General features: G+C 65.7%; 17 protein-coding genes. 6 read left to right on the top strand and 11 right to left on the bottom strand.

Going from position 1 to position 15,730, the window contains the following annotated elements; all coding sequences use genetic code 11:
- Positions 1-56: 56 nt before the first annotated feature.
- The gene (locus tag ACE3TH_RS06615; protein ID WP_374598517.1) at positions 57-1,856 is read right to left on the bottom strand and encodes a long-chain-acyl-CoA synthetase; all 1,800 of its coding nucleotides are present in this window, start codon (positions 1,854-1,856) and stop codon (positions 57-59) included.
- 331 nt (positions 1,857-2,187) lie between these two features.
- Here ACE3TH_RS06615 and ACE3TH_RS06610 point away from each other — a divergent pair, with 331 nt between their 5' ends.
- The gene (locus ACE3TH_RS06610; RefSeq protein ID WP_374598515.1) at positions 2,188-2,781 is read left to right on the top strand and encodes a hypothetical protein; all 594 of its coding nucleotides are present in this window, start codon (positions 2,188-2,190) and stop codon (positions 2,779-2,781) included.
- A 72-nt stretch (positions 2,782-2,853) separates the two neighbouring features.
- Here the strand turns inward: ACE3TH_RS06610 and ACE3TH_RS06605 are convergent, their stop codons facing one another.
- From ACE3TH_RS06605 to ACE3TH_RS06595, 3 genes are all read right to left on the bottom strand, one after another.
- Positions 2,854-4,176 (bottom strand): sorbosone dehydrogenase family protein, encoded by a 1,323-nt coding sequence (locus ACE3TH_RS06605; RefSeq protein ID WP_374598513.1) that lies wholly within the window; start codon positions 4,174-4,176, stop codon positions 2,854-2,856.
- A 14-nt stretch (positions 4,177-4,190) separates the two neighbouring features.
- A complete protein-coding gene (locus ACE3TH_RS06600) occupies positions 4,191-4,739 on the bottom strand; it encodes a lipocalin family protein (protein ID WP_374598511.1) in 549 nt (182 codons plus the stop codon).
- 81 nt (positions 4,740-4,820) lie between these two features.
- Complete coding sequence (locus ACE3TH_RS06595; protein WP_374598509.1) at positions 4,821-5,732, bottom strand: DUF1206 domain-containing protein; 912 nt, start codon at positions 5,730-5,732, stop codon at positions 4,821-4,823.
- Positions 5,733-5,802: 70 nt separating this feature from the next.
- Between ACE3TH_RS06595 and ACE3TH_RS06590 the strand changes: the two genes are divergently transcribed.
- From ACE3TH_RS06590 to ACE3TH_RS06580, 3 genes are all read left to right on the top strand, one after another.
- Positions 5,803-6,756 (top strand): ABC transporter ATP-binding protein, encoded by a 954-nt coding sequence (locus ACE3TH_RS06590; protein ID WP_374598507.1) that lies wholly within the window; start codon positions 5,803-5,805, stop codon positions 6,754-6,756.
- Positions 6,757-6,758: 2 nt separating this feature from the next.
- Positions 6,759-7,520: an ABC transporter permease gene (locus tag ACE3TH_RS06585; protein ID WP_374598584.1), complete on the top strand. Its 762-nt coding sequence runs from the start codon at positions 6,759-6,761 to the stop codon at positions 7,518-7,520.
- Positions 7,521-7,601: 81 nt separating this feature from the next.
- Positions 7,602-8,678 (top strand): hypothetical protein, encoded by a 1,077-nt coding sequence (locus tag ACE3TH_RS06580; protein ID WP_374598505.1) that lies wholly within the window; start codon positions 7,602-7,604, stop codon positions 8,676-8,678.
- A 16-nt stretch (positions 8,679-8,694) separates the two neighbouring features.
- Here ACE3TH_RS06580 and ACE3TH_RS06575 read toward each other — a convergent pair whose 3' ends face one another.
- The 4 genes from ACE3TH_RS06575 to ACE3TH_RS06560 all read right to left on the bottom strand — a co-directional run bounded on the left by ACE3TH_RS06575 (position 8,695) and on the right by ACE3TH_RS06560 (position 10,261).
- Positions 8,695-9,084 (bottom strand): hypothetical protein, encoded by a 390-nt coding sequence (locus tag ACE3TH_RS06575; RefSeq protein ID WP_374598503.1) that lies wholly within the window; start codon positions 9,082-9,084, stop codon positions 8,695-8,697.
- 55 nt (positions 9,085-9,139) lie between these two features.
- Entirely contained in the window at positions 9,140-9,610 is a 471-nt protein-coding gene (locus ACE3TH_RS06570; RefSeq protein WP_374598501.1) for a PaaI family thioesterase, read from the bottom strand.
- A gap of 44 nt (positions 9,611-9,654) precedes the next feature.
- The gene (locus ACE3TH_RS06565) at positions 9,655-9,894 is read right to left on the bottom strand and encodes a zinc-finger domain-containing protein (RefSeq protein WP_374598499.1); all 240 of its coding nucleotides are present in this window, start codon (positions 9,892-9,894) and stop codon (positions 9,655-9,657) included.
- Between the two features lie 70 nt (positions 9,895-9,964).
- Positions 9,965-10,261, bottom strand: coding sequence for a hypothetical protein (locus tag ACE3TH_RS06560; protein ID WP_374598497.1), 297 nt, complete (start codon positions 10,259-10,261; stop codon positions 9,965-9,967).
- A 187-nt stretch (positions 10,262-10,448) separates the two neighbouring features.
- Here ACE3TH_RS06560 and ACE3TH_RS06555 point away from each other — a divergent pair, with 187 nt between their 5' ends.
- Positions 10,449-11,423 (top strand): ABC transporter ATP-binding protein, encoded by a 975-nt coding sequence (locus tag ACE3TH_RS06555; protein WP_374598495.1) that lies wholly within the window; start codon positions 10,449-10,451, stop codon positions 11,421-11,423.
- Positions 11,424-11,432: 9 nt separating this feature from the next.
- On the opposite strand, the gene ACE3TH_RS06550 is transcribed toward ACE3TH_RS06555, so the two are convergent.
- On the bottom strand, positions 11,433-11,831 hold the full coding sequence (locus ACE3TH_RS06550) for a Tat pathway signal protein (RefSeq protein WP_374598493.1): 399 nt from the start codon (positions 11,829-11,831) through the stop codon (positions 11,433-11,435).
- Positions 11,832-11,865: 34 nt separating this feature from the next.
- Positions 11,866-12,873 (bottom strand): biotin synthase BioB, encoded by a 1,008-nt coding sequence (gene bioB, locus ACE3TH_RS06545; RefSeq protein ID WP_374598582.1) that lies wholly within the window; start codon positions 12,871-12,873, stop codon positions 11,866-11,868.
- A 174-nt stretch (positions 12,874-13,047) separates the two neighbouring features.
- Here bioB and ahcY point away from each other — a divergent pair, with 174 nt between their 5' ends.
- Positions 13,048-14,439, top strand: a complete 1,392-nt coding sequence (ahcY, locus tag ACE3TH_RS06540; RefSeq protein WP_374598491.1) for an adenosylhomocysteinase — start codon at positions 13,048-13,050, stop codon at positions 14,437-14,439.
- Between the two features lie 93 nt (positions 14,440-14,532).
- Here ahcY and ACE3TH_RS06535 read toward each other — a convergent pair whose 3' ends face one another.
- Entirely contained in the window at positions 14,533-15,654 is a 1,122-nt protein-coding gene (locus ACE3TH_RS06535) for a hypothetical protein (protein WP_374598489.1), read from the bottom strand.
- Positions 15,655-15,730: the final 76 nt, after the last annotated feature.

The raw sequence follows: 15,730 nt of genomic DNA, 5'->3' as shown, positions 1-15,730 counted from the left end.
GAGAGGCGCGCATGATCACCGTTAATGATTAAGGGGCGGTTGCGAACCGTGATCGATCAGAGACGCGTCTCGCCGCTCAGGATCGCCGCCCGCGCCGCCGCCGTCAGCTTGGTGTAGCCGGTCTTGCCGCCGCGGACATAGAGCGCGCCATCCACCTTGGCCGGATCGAAGCCGTCGGCGACCAGGTCGATCTTGCGATATTTGAACGTCCCCGTCGTCTCGGCCGACTTGATCACCCGCACAAAGCAAGGCCGCGCATAGGACGGCAGTTCGGCCTCGACCCACTGTGCAAAGGCGGCGGCGGCGAACTTGCCTTCCAGAACGAGGGCCACCATCCCGGCCTTGCCCTCCTGACCGGGGATGGGCACGCCATAGGCGATGACCTCCTTGACGCCCGGCGCGTCAGCCAGCCGCTGCTCGACCTCGGCGGTGGAGACGTTCTCACCCTTCCAGCGATAGGTGTCGCCGATCCGGTCGATGAAATAGACATAGCCCTCGGAGTCCTGGCGCATCAGGTCGCCGGTGCGGAACCAGCGGTCGCCGCGTACGAAGACATCGCGCAGGATCTTCTTCTCCGACGCGGCCTTGTCGGCATAGCCGGAAAAGCTGTGGCGCAGGTCGTCGCTGATCTTGCCGATCGCCTCGCCGACCTCGCCCGGTCCGGTCAGTTGGCACAGGCCATCGCTGCCGCGCAGGGGCTCTTCGGTATCGATGTCGAACTTGACCAGCTTGAAGTTGATCTTGTTCTTCACGAACCCGGGCACGCGCCCGATCGCCCCCGCCTTGCCGTCGAAGTTGAACAGCGACACATTGCCTTCGGTCGAGCCGTAGAACTCCAGGATGTCGGGGATGCGGAACCGCTTCTGGAAGTCGTCCCAGACATCGGGGCGCAGGCCGTTGCCAAAGGCCAGACGCAGCTTGTGCGCCCTCTCGTCCGCATTCTCCGGGCAGTTGACCAGATAGCGGCACAGCTCCCCGATATAGACGAACAGGGTGGCCCCGGTCGCCTTGGCGTCGGGCCAGAAGGTCGAGGCCGAGAACCGCCGGCGCAGGATCAGCTTGCCGCCATTCAGCAGGGCCGGGCCGATGCCGACCAGACCGCCGGTCGAGTGATAGAGCGGCAAGACATTGAACGTCACATCCTTGTCGGTCGCCGCCGTCGCGCCTGCGAAGGCGCGCATATAGGTGCGGGCCCGCGCATGAATGATCTTTGCCGCCTTGGGCAGGCCGGTGGTGCCCGATGTGTAGATGTACAGCGCCGTATCGCGATTGGTCAGGCCGGACCGCAGCGAGCGGTTGGGCCGCACGGACGATCCGCTGCGCACCGGCTTGTCCAGACCCCGACGATTGTCGGCCTCGTCGCCGTCGCCCAGACCCAGCACCCACAGCATCAGGTTTCGCCCCGACAGCAGCCGGGCATCCTCGACATTGCGCCAGCATTCCAGGTCGGTGACGACCTGCGAAGCATTGGAGATCGACAGGCAGTGCGCCAGGGCGTGGCCGGTCAGGTTGGTGTTGATCAGGGCAGTGCCCACCCCGACCTTGGCGAACCCCATCCAGGCGGCGATGTATTCGGCGCGGTTCAGCATGACTAGGGCGACCGTGTCGCCGCGCTTCAGCCGACGGCTCTGGGCCCAGTGGCCGAACCGGTTGGCCATGGCGTCCAGTTCGCGATAGGTCAGGCTGCGGTGGTCGTCCTGGATGGCGATGTTGTCGCCGAACTTGTCGACGGCCTCTTCCCAGTCGTCGCAGACCAGGACCGAACTATCCAGTTCGATCGGCTTGATGCGCTTGAACAGGCGGTTCAGCCCCTTGGCGAAGCGAATGTCGCGCTTGATGTTCGCCACCAGACCCATCGCCAACCCATGCCCTTCGCTGAATTCACCCGTAAGAGGTTGATGGACAAGCCGCCCGCCGGGGTCAACCGGTCAGCCGATATTCGCGCCGTTTATCGCATCGGAATGTCGTTTGGGACGATGGCGGCAAGCGATAGACGATGTTGACGCAAGGTCAGTTAGCCAACGACGTCCAGTAAATCGACGAAATTTCCCGTTTCGGGAAACACAGTTCGATCCATCGCCCGCCTCATGTGTGACCGTATCGGTGTTTCTTCACGGCAAAGCTGTTTTTCCGGAACTCTGTTCTGTCGCATCGGTTTTCAGGACCTCGCTAATGGAGGTGAAAGACATGTCCGTAACCTATACAGACGAAACCAACGACCGCACGCTGAACAGCGACGCCCCTTACGTTCCCGCCTATGCCCGCAGCCGTCAGAGCCGCAAGAGCAAGGGCGGCATCAAGACCTGGATGATCCTGGCACCCATCGGCGTGCTGGCCGTGGGTGGCGTCGGTGCCGTCATGCTGATGAATGGTGGCGAACAGGCCCAGATGGCCGAGGCCGAGGCCACGACGCCCGCCCCGATCGTCAGCCAGCCGCTGAGCAATGATGTCGCCGCCGCGCCTCTGACATCCGCCGCGACCCCTGCGCCGGTGGAGGTGGCACCGGCTCCTGCTCCGGCGCCGGTTACTCGCACTGCATCGACCCAACGTGAGGCGGCCCCCGTCCGTCGTGCCGCGACGCGTGCTGCCGCGCCCGTGGCACCGCCCGAAGAAGAGGCTCCGGTTCTGTCAGGCCCGCAGCCTTATAACGCGGCACCGGCCACGACGACGCCCAACCCGACGTCGACGCTGAACCGGGCCCCGGTCACGGTTGCGCCCACCCCGACACCGGTCACGCCGACCGCTCCAGCACCGGTGATCGTGGTCCAGCCCGCCAGTTAATTGGCGACTAAGTTCCAGAAGAGAGCTCCGGCAGGCACGATCCTGCCGGGGCTTTTTGTCTGTCGCTTTGCCTTAGGAGGCGGCAGAGACCCGCCAGATCACATTGCCCACATCGTCGGCGACCAGCAGTGCCCCGGTCGCATCGAACTGAACCCCGACTGGCCGACCCATGGCCTGTTCGTTCTCGTTCAGGAAGCCCGTCAGGATGTCCTGCGGCATGCCGGCGGGCATACGGTTGGCGAAGGGCACGAAGATCACCTTGTAGCCGCTGCGGGGCGACCGGTTCCACGAGCCGTGCTGACCGACGAAGGCCCCGCCGCGATATTGTGCGGGGAAGCTGTCGCCCTCGCCGAACGTCAGGCCCAGCGAGGCCGTATGGGCCCCCAGCGCATAGTCGGGGCGCAGGGCGGACGCGACCTTGTCAGGCTGCGCGGGTTTTACGCGCGTATCGACGACCTGGCCGTAATAGCTCCAGGGCCAGCCATAGAATCCCCCCGACGTGACCGAGGTCATGTAGTCGGGCACCAGATCGTTGCCCAGTTCGTCCCGCTCATTGACCGCGACCCACAGCTTGCCGCTGTCCGGCTGCCAATCCATGCCGACCGGGTTGCGCAGGCCAGAGGCGAAGATGCGGTGCGCGCCCGTCGCCGGATCGATTTCCCAGATGGCGGCGCGCCCCTCCTCTTCCTCCAGGCCGTTCTCGCCGATGTTGGAGTTGGAGCCGACGCCGACATACAGCCGCGATCCATCCGGCGAGGCGACCAGGCTCTTCGTCCAGTGGTGATTGCGCCCTGCTGGCAGAGCCGCAACCGCGCGCGGGGCCGCCTCGATCCGTGTCTGGCCGGTGCGATAGGGGAAGGCCACGACCGCATCCGCATTGGCGACATAGAGGGTGTCACCGACCAGAGCCATGCCGAAGGGCGACATCAGGTTTTCGAGGAAGGCCGTCTTCGTTTCGGCCACGCCGTCGCCGTCCGCGTCGCGCAGCAGGCTGATGCGATTGGCGCTGGGGACGGTCGCGCCCGCCTGTCCCATGATCAGGCCCTGGACCCAGCCACGGAAGCCGCCCTTTTTGCCGTCCGGCTTGGGCGGCGCGCTGGATTCGGCCACCAGAATATCGCCATTGGGCAGGCGATAGAGCCAGCGCGGATGATCCAGGCCGGACGCGAACGCCTGAACCCTGAACCCCGGCGCGGCGACCGGCATCCGCCCTGCGGGCCAGCCGACCGCATCGGCGATCTTGACCCGGGGCAGCAGCGACGATGTCGGTTCGGGCAGGGTAGGATTGGGCCCGAATCCGGCGGAGGGGTCCAGCGCCGCCGGTCCGGCGCAGGCCGCCAGCGTCATACAGGCGGCCGCCGCCAGTAGGCGGGATTGGCTGAACGATCGTGTCATCTCGGCTCCGGAGATCAGAACTCGGGGAATTCCAGACGGCTGACATCATAGCCGAGCGCCGCAGCCCGGGCGACCAGCCGCTCACGCTCGGCGGCGTCAGGCACCTCGCGCGTGTAGATCCACAACTTGTTGAACGTGGGATCGGCCGAGATGAACCAGCTGTAGTCGTCGGCGCGGTCCAGCACCCAGTAGTCCCAGGTCACAAACCCGGCCAGATACCGCGCTCTCAACTTGGCATTGGTGCCGGGGTCCATGATCTCGCCCCGCGCACCGATCGCCTTTTCACGCCCTTGCGGCGTACCCACCTGACAGGTGTCTCGCACATCGACACGGGTCGGGTTGACGAGAACATAGTTGGTGGCGCCCGCCACGCAGCCGTCGGTGATCCCCATGGGCAGCCGGGCGATCTCCAGCCAGCGACCGCTGTAGAACCGCTCAGGATCGATCGGCTTCAGCGGCTGGGGCGCGCGCACCTGATCCGGCGAGGGGGCGGTTACACATGCGCTGAGCGCAAGGGCGGCAGCGGCGATGAGAGGGGCGGCGGTGAGCGATTTCAGCGACATGGTCATGCTCCGGCAGAAGACGAGAACCCTTGATATACGGCGCAGGTTCCGCCCGGACGCAGGCCGCGACGTCGCGAATGTTCAATTCAGCGGGTTCAGGTCGTCGGGCGCTCGAATCCGACGATATCGCGCCTCGACAAAAGCAAAGGCCCCGAAGGCCACCAGCCCGATGGCCGTCAGCGACAGGATGATCGACCCGCCCGGCTGCCGCTCCAGCGCATCGAGCCCGGCCCCGAAGCTGGAGACCTCCGCCGCGCTGGCCCGGAAGCCCGCGATGATCACGAACAGGGCCAGCGGCAGCAGGGCAAACCCTCGCGCCACATAGCCTGCCCGCGCCACGGGCACGACGCGGCGGCAGATGTCGGCCGAACAGGCCAGGTCGCTGGAAAAGTCCGACCGAAAGCCGCGCACCATATTGCCGATCGCCACACCGCCAACCGCCAGTCCGACTCCGATCAGCAGCCAGTCCCCGAACGGCATTTCCAGCAGAGCTGCTGCCTTCTGCTGGTTCTCGGCGATGTCCTCCGCGGCGGGATTGGCCTGCACCTCGTCCAGCAGTTCGAACACACCCGCGGCCAGCAGGCCATAGACGACACCGCTGATCGCCTGTCCTGCCCGCATGCCCCAGGCCTTCAGCGAGGTGCCTTCCCGGTCCGCATCAAACACGGACTGCAGCACCCGCCACAGCACAAAGGCCCACAGACCGACGCCGAGCAGGACTAGCCACACCCGTCCGAATGGCCGCTGGGCCAGCCAGCCGACAGCGCCGCTGGTGCCGACTGCGTCCTGCATCAAGTCCATCGCCGCCATCAAGGCGATCAGACCGACAGACAGATAGACAAAGCCGCGCGCGCCATAGCCGACGCGCGCCGCCCCTTCCAGCAGCCGGTCTGTGGACGGCAGGTTCCGCATCAGGCGGCGGGGCAGGACTTGCGACAGGATCGACACGAGGCTGCAAATGCACAGCCGGCCATAAGGCTCCGCTTCGCCCATTCTTGTGGGCGTCCGGCTTGTAGGGTCGCGGACCCGCGCCTATCTGCGCATCGCTCACGGGAGGGCATTCATGCATCCGGTCATCCAGATCGACGGTCTGACCAAGACCTACAAGTCGGGCCTGCAGGCGCTGAAGCGCGTGGACCTGACCATCGGCAAGGGCGAAATCTTCGCCCTTCTGGGTCCCAATGGTGCGGGCAAGACGACCCTGATCTCCATCATCTGCGGCATCGTCACGCCTTCGACCGGCACGGTCATCGCCGACGGCCACGACATTCAGTCCGACTATCGCCGGGCCCGGACCAAGATCGGACTGGTGCCCCAGGAGCTGACCACCGACGCCTTCGAGACGGTGCTGACCACGGTCAACTTCAGTCGCGGCCTGTTCGGCCGTTCGCCCAATCCAGCCCATGTCGAAAAGGTGCTGCGCGACCTCAGCCTGTGGGACAAGCGCAACGACAAGATCATGACCCTGTCCGGCGGCATGAAGCGCCGCGTCATGATCGCCAAGGCCCTGAGCCATGAGCCCGACATCCTGTTCCTGGACGAGCCCACCGCCGGCGTCGATGTCGAGCTCCGCCGTGACATGTGGGAACTGGTCCGCCGGCTGAGGGACAGTGGCGTGACCATTATCCTGACCACCCACTACATCGAGGAGGCCGAGGAAATGGCCGACCGCGTGGGCGTCATCCTGAAAGGCGAACTGATCCTGGTCGAGGAAAAGACCGCCCTGATGAAGAAGCTGGGCAAGAAGACCCTGACCCTGAACCTGCAGGATCCGCTGGATACCCTGCCGCCCGGACTGGCGGAGTGGGAGCTGTCGCTGAAGGCCGAGGGCAATGAGCTGGAGTACGTTTTCGATTCCAATGCGGAACGCACCGGCGTGCCGTCCCTGTTGCGCAAGCTGTCGGACCTGGGCATCGCCTTCAAGGACCTGAACACGCGCCAGAGCTCGCTGGAGGACATCTTCGTCAGCCTGGTCCATCGCGATACGACCACCCCCGCCACGGGAGCCGCCGCATGACCATCAACGGCTGGGGCATCTGGGCCCTGTATCACTTCGAGATGTCCCGGTTCCGCCGCACCATCTTCGGCAGCCTGGTGACGCCCGTTATCACCACGGCCCTGTATTTTGTCGTCTTCGGCTCGGCCATCGGCAGCCGGATGGAGGAAGTCGGGGGCGTGCCCTATGGGGCCTTCATCGTGCCGGGCCTGGTCATGCTGTCGGTCTTCACCCAGTCGATCTTCAACGGCAGTTTCGGCATCTATTTCCCCAAGTTCACGGGCACCATCTATGAGATCCTGTCGGCGCCGCTGTCGCCTTTGGAGACCGTGACCGCCTATGTCGGGGCCGCGGCGTCCAAGTCGATGCTGGTCGGGCTGGTGACGCTGGCGACCGCTGCCCTGTTCGTGCCGCTGCAGATCCAGCATCCTGTCGCCATGCTGGGCTTCCTGCTGTTGATCTCGGTGACCTTCAGTCTGTTCGGATTCATCATCGGCCTGGTGTCGAACAGCTTCGAACAGCTGCAGTTCATCCCCATGCTGGTGGTGACGCCCCTGACCTTCCTGGGCGGGGCCTTCTATTCCATCGACATGCTGCCGCCCGCCTGGCGGACCGTGACCCTCTTCAATCCGGTGGTCTATCTGATCGACGGCTTCCGCTGGGCCTTCTACGGCGTCAGCGATGTGGGCGTCGGCGTCAGCGTCGGGGCCATGACCGCCTTCTTTCTGATCTGCCTGGGTGTCGTGGGCTGGATGTTCAAGACGGGCTATCGTCTGAAGAACTGACCGTCACGAAACGGGCCAGATCGGCCCTCACCCTAGCCGACTACGCCCGCGAGACGCGCCGACCACGGTGCGGGAGCCCTAATGCCGACCGACAACGATCCCAAGTCCACACCGCCAGCCGAGCCCTTCCGCAAGCCGGCGATCTGGGGCCGCCCGCCCCAGACGACCTTCCGCGCCGGTCCCCTGCCGCGCGGCGAACGCCTGCCGCCCCTGCCCGAGCCGCCAAAACCACAACCTGCGCGCCAGGAGGCACTCCGGCGCGAACCGCCCGTGATCGCCACGCCTCTGTCCGCCGTGCCGCAGCAGCAACCACCGCAGCCGATGGGCACGCGCCCGGACATCTTCTCCGGCTCGATGATCCCCCGTCCGGCCTTCAAGCCGACTCCGCCCCTGCCGACGCAGCGGCAGACCCAGTCGGCCACGCCGCCGGTCCCGCCGCCTGCCTCTGATCGGTCACCGGCCGCGCCGCCTGCGCCCGATCTGACAGTGCGTCCGCTGCCGACACCGACCATGGTGCCAGCGGCCGCCACGGCGGCCCCGGCGGTGCTCGTCGCTCCGGCTCTGGCTCCGGTCGCCGCGCCGCTTCAATCTCGCGCCGCAGCGCCTGTTCCTGTCACCCCCGATAAGCCCTCCGCTGTCTTTGCGCCGAGCGCACTACCCGCACGCCAGCGCGCACCCCACAAAACCAGCCGAAGGCCCCTGATCGCCGGTGGTGCCGTCGCGGCCCTGGCCGTCGTCGCGGCGGGCATCTGGTGGATCAACCGCGCGCCGGTCGTTCCGCCGATCGTGGAAGCTCCTGCCGCCGTGACGACGCCGTCCGCCATCGCGCCTGTCACTGCCCCCGCGGTCGATGCCGCCCCGGCTCCGGCCACCTCGAACGACACGCCCGCGCCGGCCACGGTCCCGGCAGCAACCCCCGCTCCGACTCCGGCGCGTACGCAGCCCGCGGCGGCGACCGGAGCGACGACACCCACCGTCACGCGTCCGGCTCCGGCCAGCACACCCGCGCCGACGACGACCGCCCAGGCACAGACGCCGCCGCCTGTTGTGATCGAGATTGCGCCGACGCCGCCCGCAGGCCCGGCTCCGACGACGGCGGCCCCGCCCAGCAGCGACCCGGACGCGCCTGTCGTGACCCGGCCCCAGCCGCTGGACTAGGGCTCAGCGAAAGGGATCAGCCCGGCGGAGACTTGATCGCCACATAGCCGCGCTCGACCATGCGGCGCAGGCCTTCATAGGCCTCGCCCAGTTCCTCATAGGCGGTGCGGGCCGAGGTCAAGCGCGCGATCTGGTCCGGCGTGGCGGGTGCCCCCGATTCCGACAGACGCAGCGCTTCGGCCACCCATTTGGCCCGTGAAGTGGCCGTCAGGACGGCCAGGCGCTGGAACACCGCCGGGTCGAGGGGCGGCAGCGTCTGGCTGACAACCTCGCGATTGGCGATGAAGGCGGAATAGTCGATCTGCTCCAGCAGGCCGCGAATGCGTCGCTGCTCCTGCGGGTCGTTGTCCTCGGGCTCGAAATGATCGCGCGGACGACGATAGCTGTTGGTCTGGATGGTCGACACGCCACTTCTCCCGGCTGGAAAGGGCAAGGTGCGCCGCGTCGATTAACGAGCGGTTTCAGCCTCTCGGCTGCAGGATCATCAGGGTCGAGGTGCCGTGGGCCAGCAGACGCCCGGCCGCATCCTTCACCGTGCCCTCCGCCGTGATGATCTGGCGGCCCGGATTGATCACCCGGCCCTCGCAGCGGACCCGGCCCATGTCGACGGCGATGGGGCGCACGAAGTTAACCTTGGTTTCCAGCGTCGAATAGCCGACGCCTGCGGGCAGGGTCGAATGGGCCGCGCAGCCCGCCGCGCTGTCGATTAACGTCAGGCACCAGCCGCCATGCACCATGCCGGCGGGATTCAGCAGATGCGGACCCGTCTGGCCCTCGAAGGCGACGAAGCCGTCGCCGACCTCGACCAGCTCGAACGTCAGGCTGTCGGCGATGCTCGCGCCCTTCAGCTGGCCATCGATCACGGCCTGAAGCAGGTCGCGACCGGTCATGGTGGCAAAGGCGGCGGCGGTGGCGGAGGAAGCGGCAGTCATGCGAGGACTATCGCACGTCCGTTTTCAAACGCAACCCTGTGCGATCAGTGCGCTTCCGGGGGCCTGGCAGCCGGGTCCAGATATTCACTCTCGGCATGCGGGTGGTCGCTCAGCACGAAGCGCCGATCGCAATAGCCGCACTCGACGAAGTCGTCTTCGCCCATGTCCAGATAGACCAGCGGATGCCCCAGCACGCCGCCGCCGCCGTCACAGGCCACACGCTTGGTCGCCACGATCAGTTGCTCGGGCGGGGGAACGAAGACGTCGGGATGGCGCGGCGGCATGTCGACCTGACAGGGCTGGATAGGGCTCGGAGTGAACGCGGGCGAGTCCTATGCGGACCCGCCCCCGAGGTCAAACCTGCTCTCTAACATCCAAACCAGAAGACCCTGCGGTTGCGGGCCTGCGCCCCATCAGTCGGTCCAGCATGGCCTTGCGCTTCTTGTAGAGCGTCAGCCCCAGGCAGGCGGCCCCGACCCAAAGCCCGATCTCGCCGATCACGGCCGAAATACCGGCCATGATGAAGGACTGGGTGGTCGTTAGGACCTCGGTCTTGCCCAGCACGATGGCCAGGGCCATGCCGCTATAGCCCAGGACACAGACGCCCATGGCGGCAAAGCCGATGATACGGGTGCGGTTGAGAGGTTTCATCGTCATCATCTCCGTCAAGGATGCGCTACACAATGACAAGCACGCTAGACATGACGGCACTCCTTGTCAAGCGTCATTGACACGTCATCCGAACCCGCACCTTTTCGTCCCGGACTTGGCGCGGAGCCGGACAGCCCATACCTATGCGCACCCGCAGCTCCGCGAACGTTCCGACAAAGCCGACTTAATGACCCAGACCGACACCCTGCCCGTCAATGCCATCGAGGTGCGGGGGCTGGAAAAGACCTATGCGGGCAACAAGAAGTCGCCGCCCAAGACCGCGCTGAACGGCGTCGATCTGGTCATTCCGCGCGGCTCGATGTTCGGCCTGCTGGGCCCCAATGGCGCGGGCAAGTCGACCCTGATCAACATCCTGGCCGGCATCGTCAACAAGACCGGGGGCACCGCCGCCATCTGGGGTCGCGACATCGACCAGCAGCCACGCGATGCCCGCGCCGCCCTGGGCGTCGTGCCACAGGAAATCGTGGCCGACGTCTTCTTCACCCCGCGCGAGGCGCTGGAGGTTCAGGCCGGTTTCTATGGCGTGCCCGCCCATGAGCGCCGCAGCGACGAACTGCTGGCCGCCCTCGGCCTGTCGGACAAGGCCAATGCCTATGTCCGCGCCCTGTCCGGCGGCATGAAGCGTCGCCTGATGGTCGCCAAGGCCCTGGTTCACAACCCGCCGATCCTGATCCTGGACGAACCGACCGCCGGTGTGGATGTCGAACTGCGCCGTCAGCTGTGGGACTATGTCCGGCGCATCAATGCCGAAGGCGTGACCATCCTCCTGACCACCCACTATCTGGAAGAGGCCCAGGAGTTGTGCGACACCATCGCCATCATGAACCGTGGCTCGGTCGTGGCCTGTGAACCGACCCCGCAACTCCTGCGCCGCCTGGACACCCGCAATGTGGTGGTGACGCCTGACAGTCCGCTGGAGAGCTTGCCGCAACTGACCGGGTTCGAGGCTGTCGCCCGGCCCAACGGATCGTTCTCGGTCAGCTACAAGAAGGGCCAGTCCTCGGTCGAACACGTCCTGGCCGCCGTCCGCGCCGCCGGCGTGACCATCGCCGACATCACCACCGAAGACCCCGATCTGGAAGACGTCTTCCTGGCCCTCACCTACGGCGACGACAAACAGGCCGACCCGACGAGGGATTGAGGCGGGTCGTCAGACCACCATCACAGTCCCGATAAGCAGGCGCGCACCGGCCCGTCCCAGGGTCGCATTGGTCGCGGCCTGAAGCTCGGCGACCAGACGTTCCACATCCGGGGCCATGCCGGGCAGGGTCGTCGAGGCCACCCGCTGCACCACCGTATTATAGGCGGCGCGTAGACGCGGGGCCGACTGGGTGGCGCGGGTTCTCAGAGCGGCATCTTGCACATCCAGACCGACTTCGACCGACATGACAGCGCGACGGCCACTGGCCCCCGAGACGCTACCCGTGATGGTCGGCAGACGCATGAAGGTCGCCTGTGGCGCAGCACCACCACCCCCGCCCGAGGCCGCAGCGGCGGAGGGCACCGAAACGGCAACGGCGGCGAGGCCGAGAAGAGCGCGACGATCCATGGCCGGACCCTCGCACAGGGCGCTTAAGGTCCGGTTACGCGGCCTGCGTCTGTGCCACCTGTGTTTGTGAAGGCGCGATCTGCGGAGCCATGGACTTCAGGTCCAGCAGGGCGAACAACTGGGCATCCTCGTCCTGCTCGGGATTGGGCGTGGTCAGTAGCTTGCCGCCCACGAAGATCGAGTTTGCCCCGGCCAGGAAGCACAGGGCCTGCATCTCCGGGCTCATGGTCTCGCGCCCGGCAGACAGGCGCACCATGGCGCGCGGACAGACCAGCCGCGCCACGGCCACCGTACGCACGAACTCGATCGGATCGATCTCGCCCTCACGCTTGACGCGGTCGCCCAGCGGCGTGCCGGTCACCGGCACCAGGGCATTGACCGGCAGGCTGTCGGGATGCACAGGCAGGGTCGCCAGCGCATGCAGCAGGCCAGCGCGATCCCGTCGGGCCTCGCCCATGCCGACGATGCCGCCGCAGCAGGTCGACATGCCCGCATCGCGCACATGTCTCAGCGTATCCAGCCGGTCGTCATAGGTGCGTGTCGTGACCACTTCGGCGTAGTATTCCGGGCCGGTGTCCAGGTTGTGATTGTAATAGTCGAGGCCTGCATCCTTCAGCTGACGCGCCTGATCGGCCGTCAGCATGCCCAGGGTCGCGCAGGTCTCCAGCCCCAGGGCCTTCACGCCTGAGATCATCGCCGCCAGTTTCGGCGTGTCGCGATCCTTCAGCTCGCGCCAGGCCGCCCCCATGCAGAAGCGGCTGGCTCCGCCCGCCTTGGCCGCCATCGCCTCGGCCAGGACGGTGGTGGTGTCCATCAGCTTTTCGGCTTTCAGCCCCGTCTGGAAACTGGCGGACTGGGAGCAGTAGCCGCAGTTCTCGGCACAGCCGCCCGTCTTGATCGACAGCAGCTGCGACTTCTGCACCTCTGACGGGTCGAACCAGGCGCGGTGCACGGTCGCCGCGTCATAGACCAACTCCATGAAGGGGCGGGCGAACAGGGCCTCGACCTCTTCCAGTGTCCAGTCGTTGCGGGGCGTGGCCATGGGGTGAGCGGTCGCTTGGGTCATGGCCGCTGATTAGCGCCACCGAACCGTGCCGCCAAGCTGTTACAGGGGTCGCGCCACCGCCAAACACATAAAGACATCCTTATGGGTTTCTTGCCGCGAGGGGGTGGGCGGTCTATATGCGCGCAACTCTTATCGACCGGACCCCCGCCCATGACCGACTATATCGTACGCGACATCTCGCTGGCCCCCTTCGGCAACAAGGAGATCGCGATCGCGGAAACCGAAATGCCGGGCCTTATGGCGCTGCGCGAGGAGTTCGGTCCGTCGCAGATCCTGAAGGGTGCCCGCATCGCCGGCAGCCTGCACATGACGATCCAGACCGCCGTGCTGATCCAGACGCTGGAAGCTCTGGGCGCCGAAGTGCGCTGGGCCTCGTGCAACATCTTCTCGACCCAGGACCACGCCGCGGCCGCCATCGCCGCCAACGGCACGCCGGTGTTCGCCACCAAGGGCGAGACGCTGGAAGAATACTGGGACTATGCCCACAAGATCTTCGAATGGGCAGACGGCGGCTATCCGAACCTGATTCTGGACGACGGGGGCGACGCCACCCTGCTGTGCGTCCTGGGTCCCAAGGCCGAGAAGGACGCCTCGGTGCTCGACAACCCGCAGAACGAGGAAGAGGAGGCCCTCTTCGCCGTCATGAAGCGGTATCTGAAGGAAAAGCCCGGCTTCTACTCCGCTATCCGCGACGCCATCGGCGGCGTGTCGGAAGAGACCACCACCGGCGTCCACCGCCTGTATGAAATGGCCAAGAAGGGCGACCTGCCGTTCCCGGCCATCAACGTCAACGACAGCGTCACCAAGTCCAAGTTCGACAATCTGTACGGCTGCCGCGAAAGCCTGGTCGACGCGATCCGTCGCGGCACCGACGTCATGCTATCGGGTAAGGTCGCCGTGGTTTGCGGCTATGGCGACGTGGGCAAGGGCTCGGCCGCCTCGCTGCGTCAGGGCGGTGCCCGCGTGATCGTGACCGAGATCGACCCCATTTGCGCCCTTCAGGCCGCCATGGAAGGTTATGATGTCCAGACCCTGGACGACGTCGCCGACAAGGCCGACATCTTCGTGACCGCAACCGGCAACAAGGACGTCATCACCGTCGATCACATGCGGGCGATGAAGCACAACGCCATCGTCTGCAACATCGGCCACTTCGACTCCGAGATTCAGGTCGCGGGCCTGAAGAACATGAAGTGGGACGAGATCAAGCCCCAGGTCGATCACGTCGAATTCCCGGACGGCAAGAAGATCATCCTGCTGTCCAAGGGCCGTCTGGTGAACCTGGGCAATGCCACGGGCCACCCGTCGTTCGTGATGAGCGCCAGCTTCACCAATCAGACCTTGGCGCAGATCGAGCTGTGGACCAACAAGGCCAAGTACGACAACCAGGTCTATGTCCTGCCCAAACACCTGGATGAGAAGGTCGCCATGCTGCACCTTGGCAAACTGGGGGCCAAGCTGACGACCCTGTCCAAGGAACAGGCCGATTATATCTCGGTCCCGACCGAAGGCCCGTTCAAGCCGGATCATTATAGATACTAAGGGCGCTACCGCTCGCGACGCGGTCGCTCGCTGCTTGAGCGAGATGGTGAAATGAACTGGGCCGCGAGCGTCAAGCTTCCGGCCCTTTTCGTATCAGGCCGCGATCATCGACTGGCCCAGTTCCTGACTTCGGCCGGCCAGGCCGTTCTCGAAGTCCATGAAGATGTCGATCAGTTCGTCGACGCTGACCGGATTGGCGTTGGGCCCGAACCGGAACCGCCAGAAGCTGACCACATGCTGGACCGCGCCCAGCTGGTCGCCCAGACGCGCGAACATCTTTGGAGCGGCCAGCAGGAAATCGCGAAATGCATTGGCCCCACCCTCGACCGACAGGCCGACATAGGCGTCGTCATAGACTTTCAGCGTGCGTGAAACCTCGGCGCAGGTCTGGGTAATCCGGTCGCTCAGCACCTCACGGCCCCGGTCTAGATATTCTTTGGCCGAACGATCAACCTTGCCGATCGGCTTGACCGTACGCACGGCCTTGGCCACGCCGTCGATCTCGCCGCGCAGGCTGTTCAGCACCCATTTGTAGTAGAGGAAGCCCTTCCAGCAGAAGATCCCTTCCTGATAGTCCTCGGGCTCCAGCCGCAGGGTGTGCCGCAGGGCCTCCATGCGGTCGCCCGGCTCATTAGACAGGATTTTGCCGGCCAGACGCCGCGACGAGGCGGAGTTGGCATTCTCGCCACCCAGGCTGAGCGTCACCAGCGGACGGATCTCCTCCTCAACGAAATGCAGCATCCGCGCCATGTCGGATTCGCTGATCGCCAGATAGCAGGGCGCGGGTTCGACCCCGTTCCGCTTCAACTGTTCGCGCAGCAGGAACGGATCGAGCGACGGCAGCCGGTCCAATAGCTTCAGCGTGGCGATATCAGGATGGTCGTGCTCGACCCCGAACGCCTCCTTCATCAGCCGTTCGAAATGGCGCTGACCGACGAACAGGAACCGGCCCCCGGTTCGCAGGTCGTTGGTGTCGATCGGAATGACGATCTTGGTCGCCACCTGGCGCTTGATCGGAAAGGCATCCAGCTCGTCGCGGCGCAGCCTGTGCTTGATGATCATCGAGCGGTTGAGCTGGGGCGTACGGAACAGGGGCTTTTCCGCCCACTCCTCCTCGTCGCCGTGATCCTTGTAGACGTTAAGCAGATTCAGCACCCGCGCCGTGGAGGCGGAGCTGCGTAAGTGGACAAGGTTGCGGACGGAGCGGTCGGTCATGGTCGAACCGTGTTTGACCGAAAAAGATGACCATGCCCTTAGCGGCTACGCTCTGGCCTGACCCACCATGTCGCAG

This window comes from Brevundimonas sp. (genome assembly GCF_041919755.1).
In the GTDB taxonomy this organism is placed as follows: Bacteria; Pseudomonadota; Alphaproteobacteria; order Caulobacterales; family Caulobacteraceae; genus Brevundimonas.
This window is presented reverse-complemented; position numbering and strand designations above follow the sequence as displayed.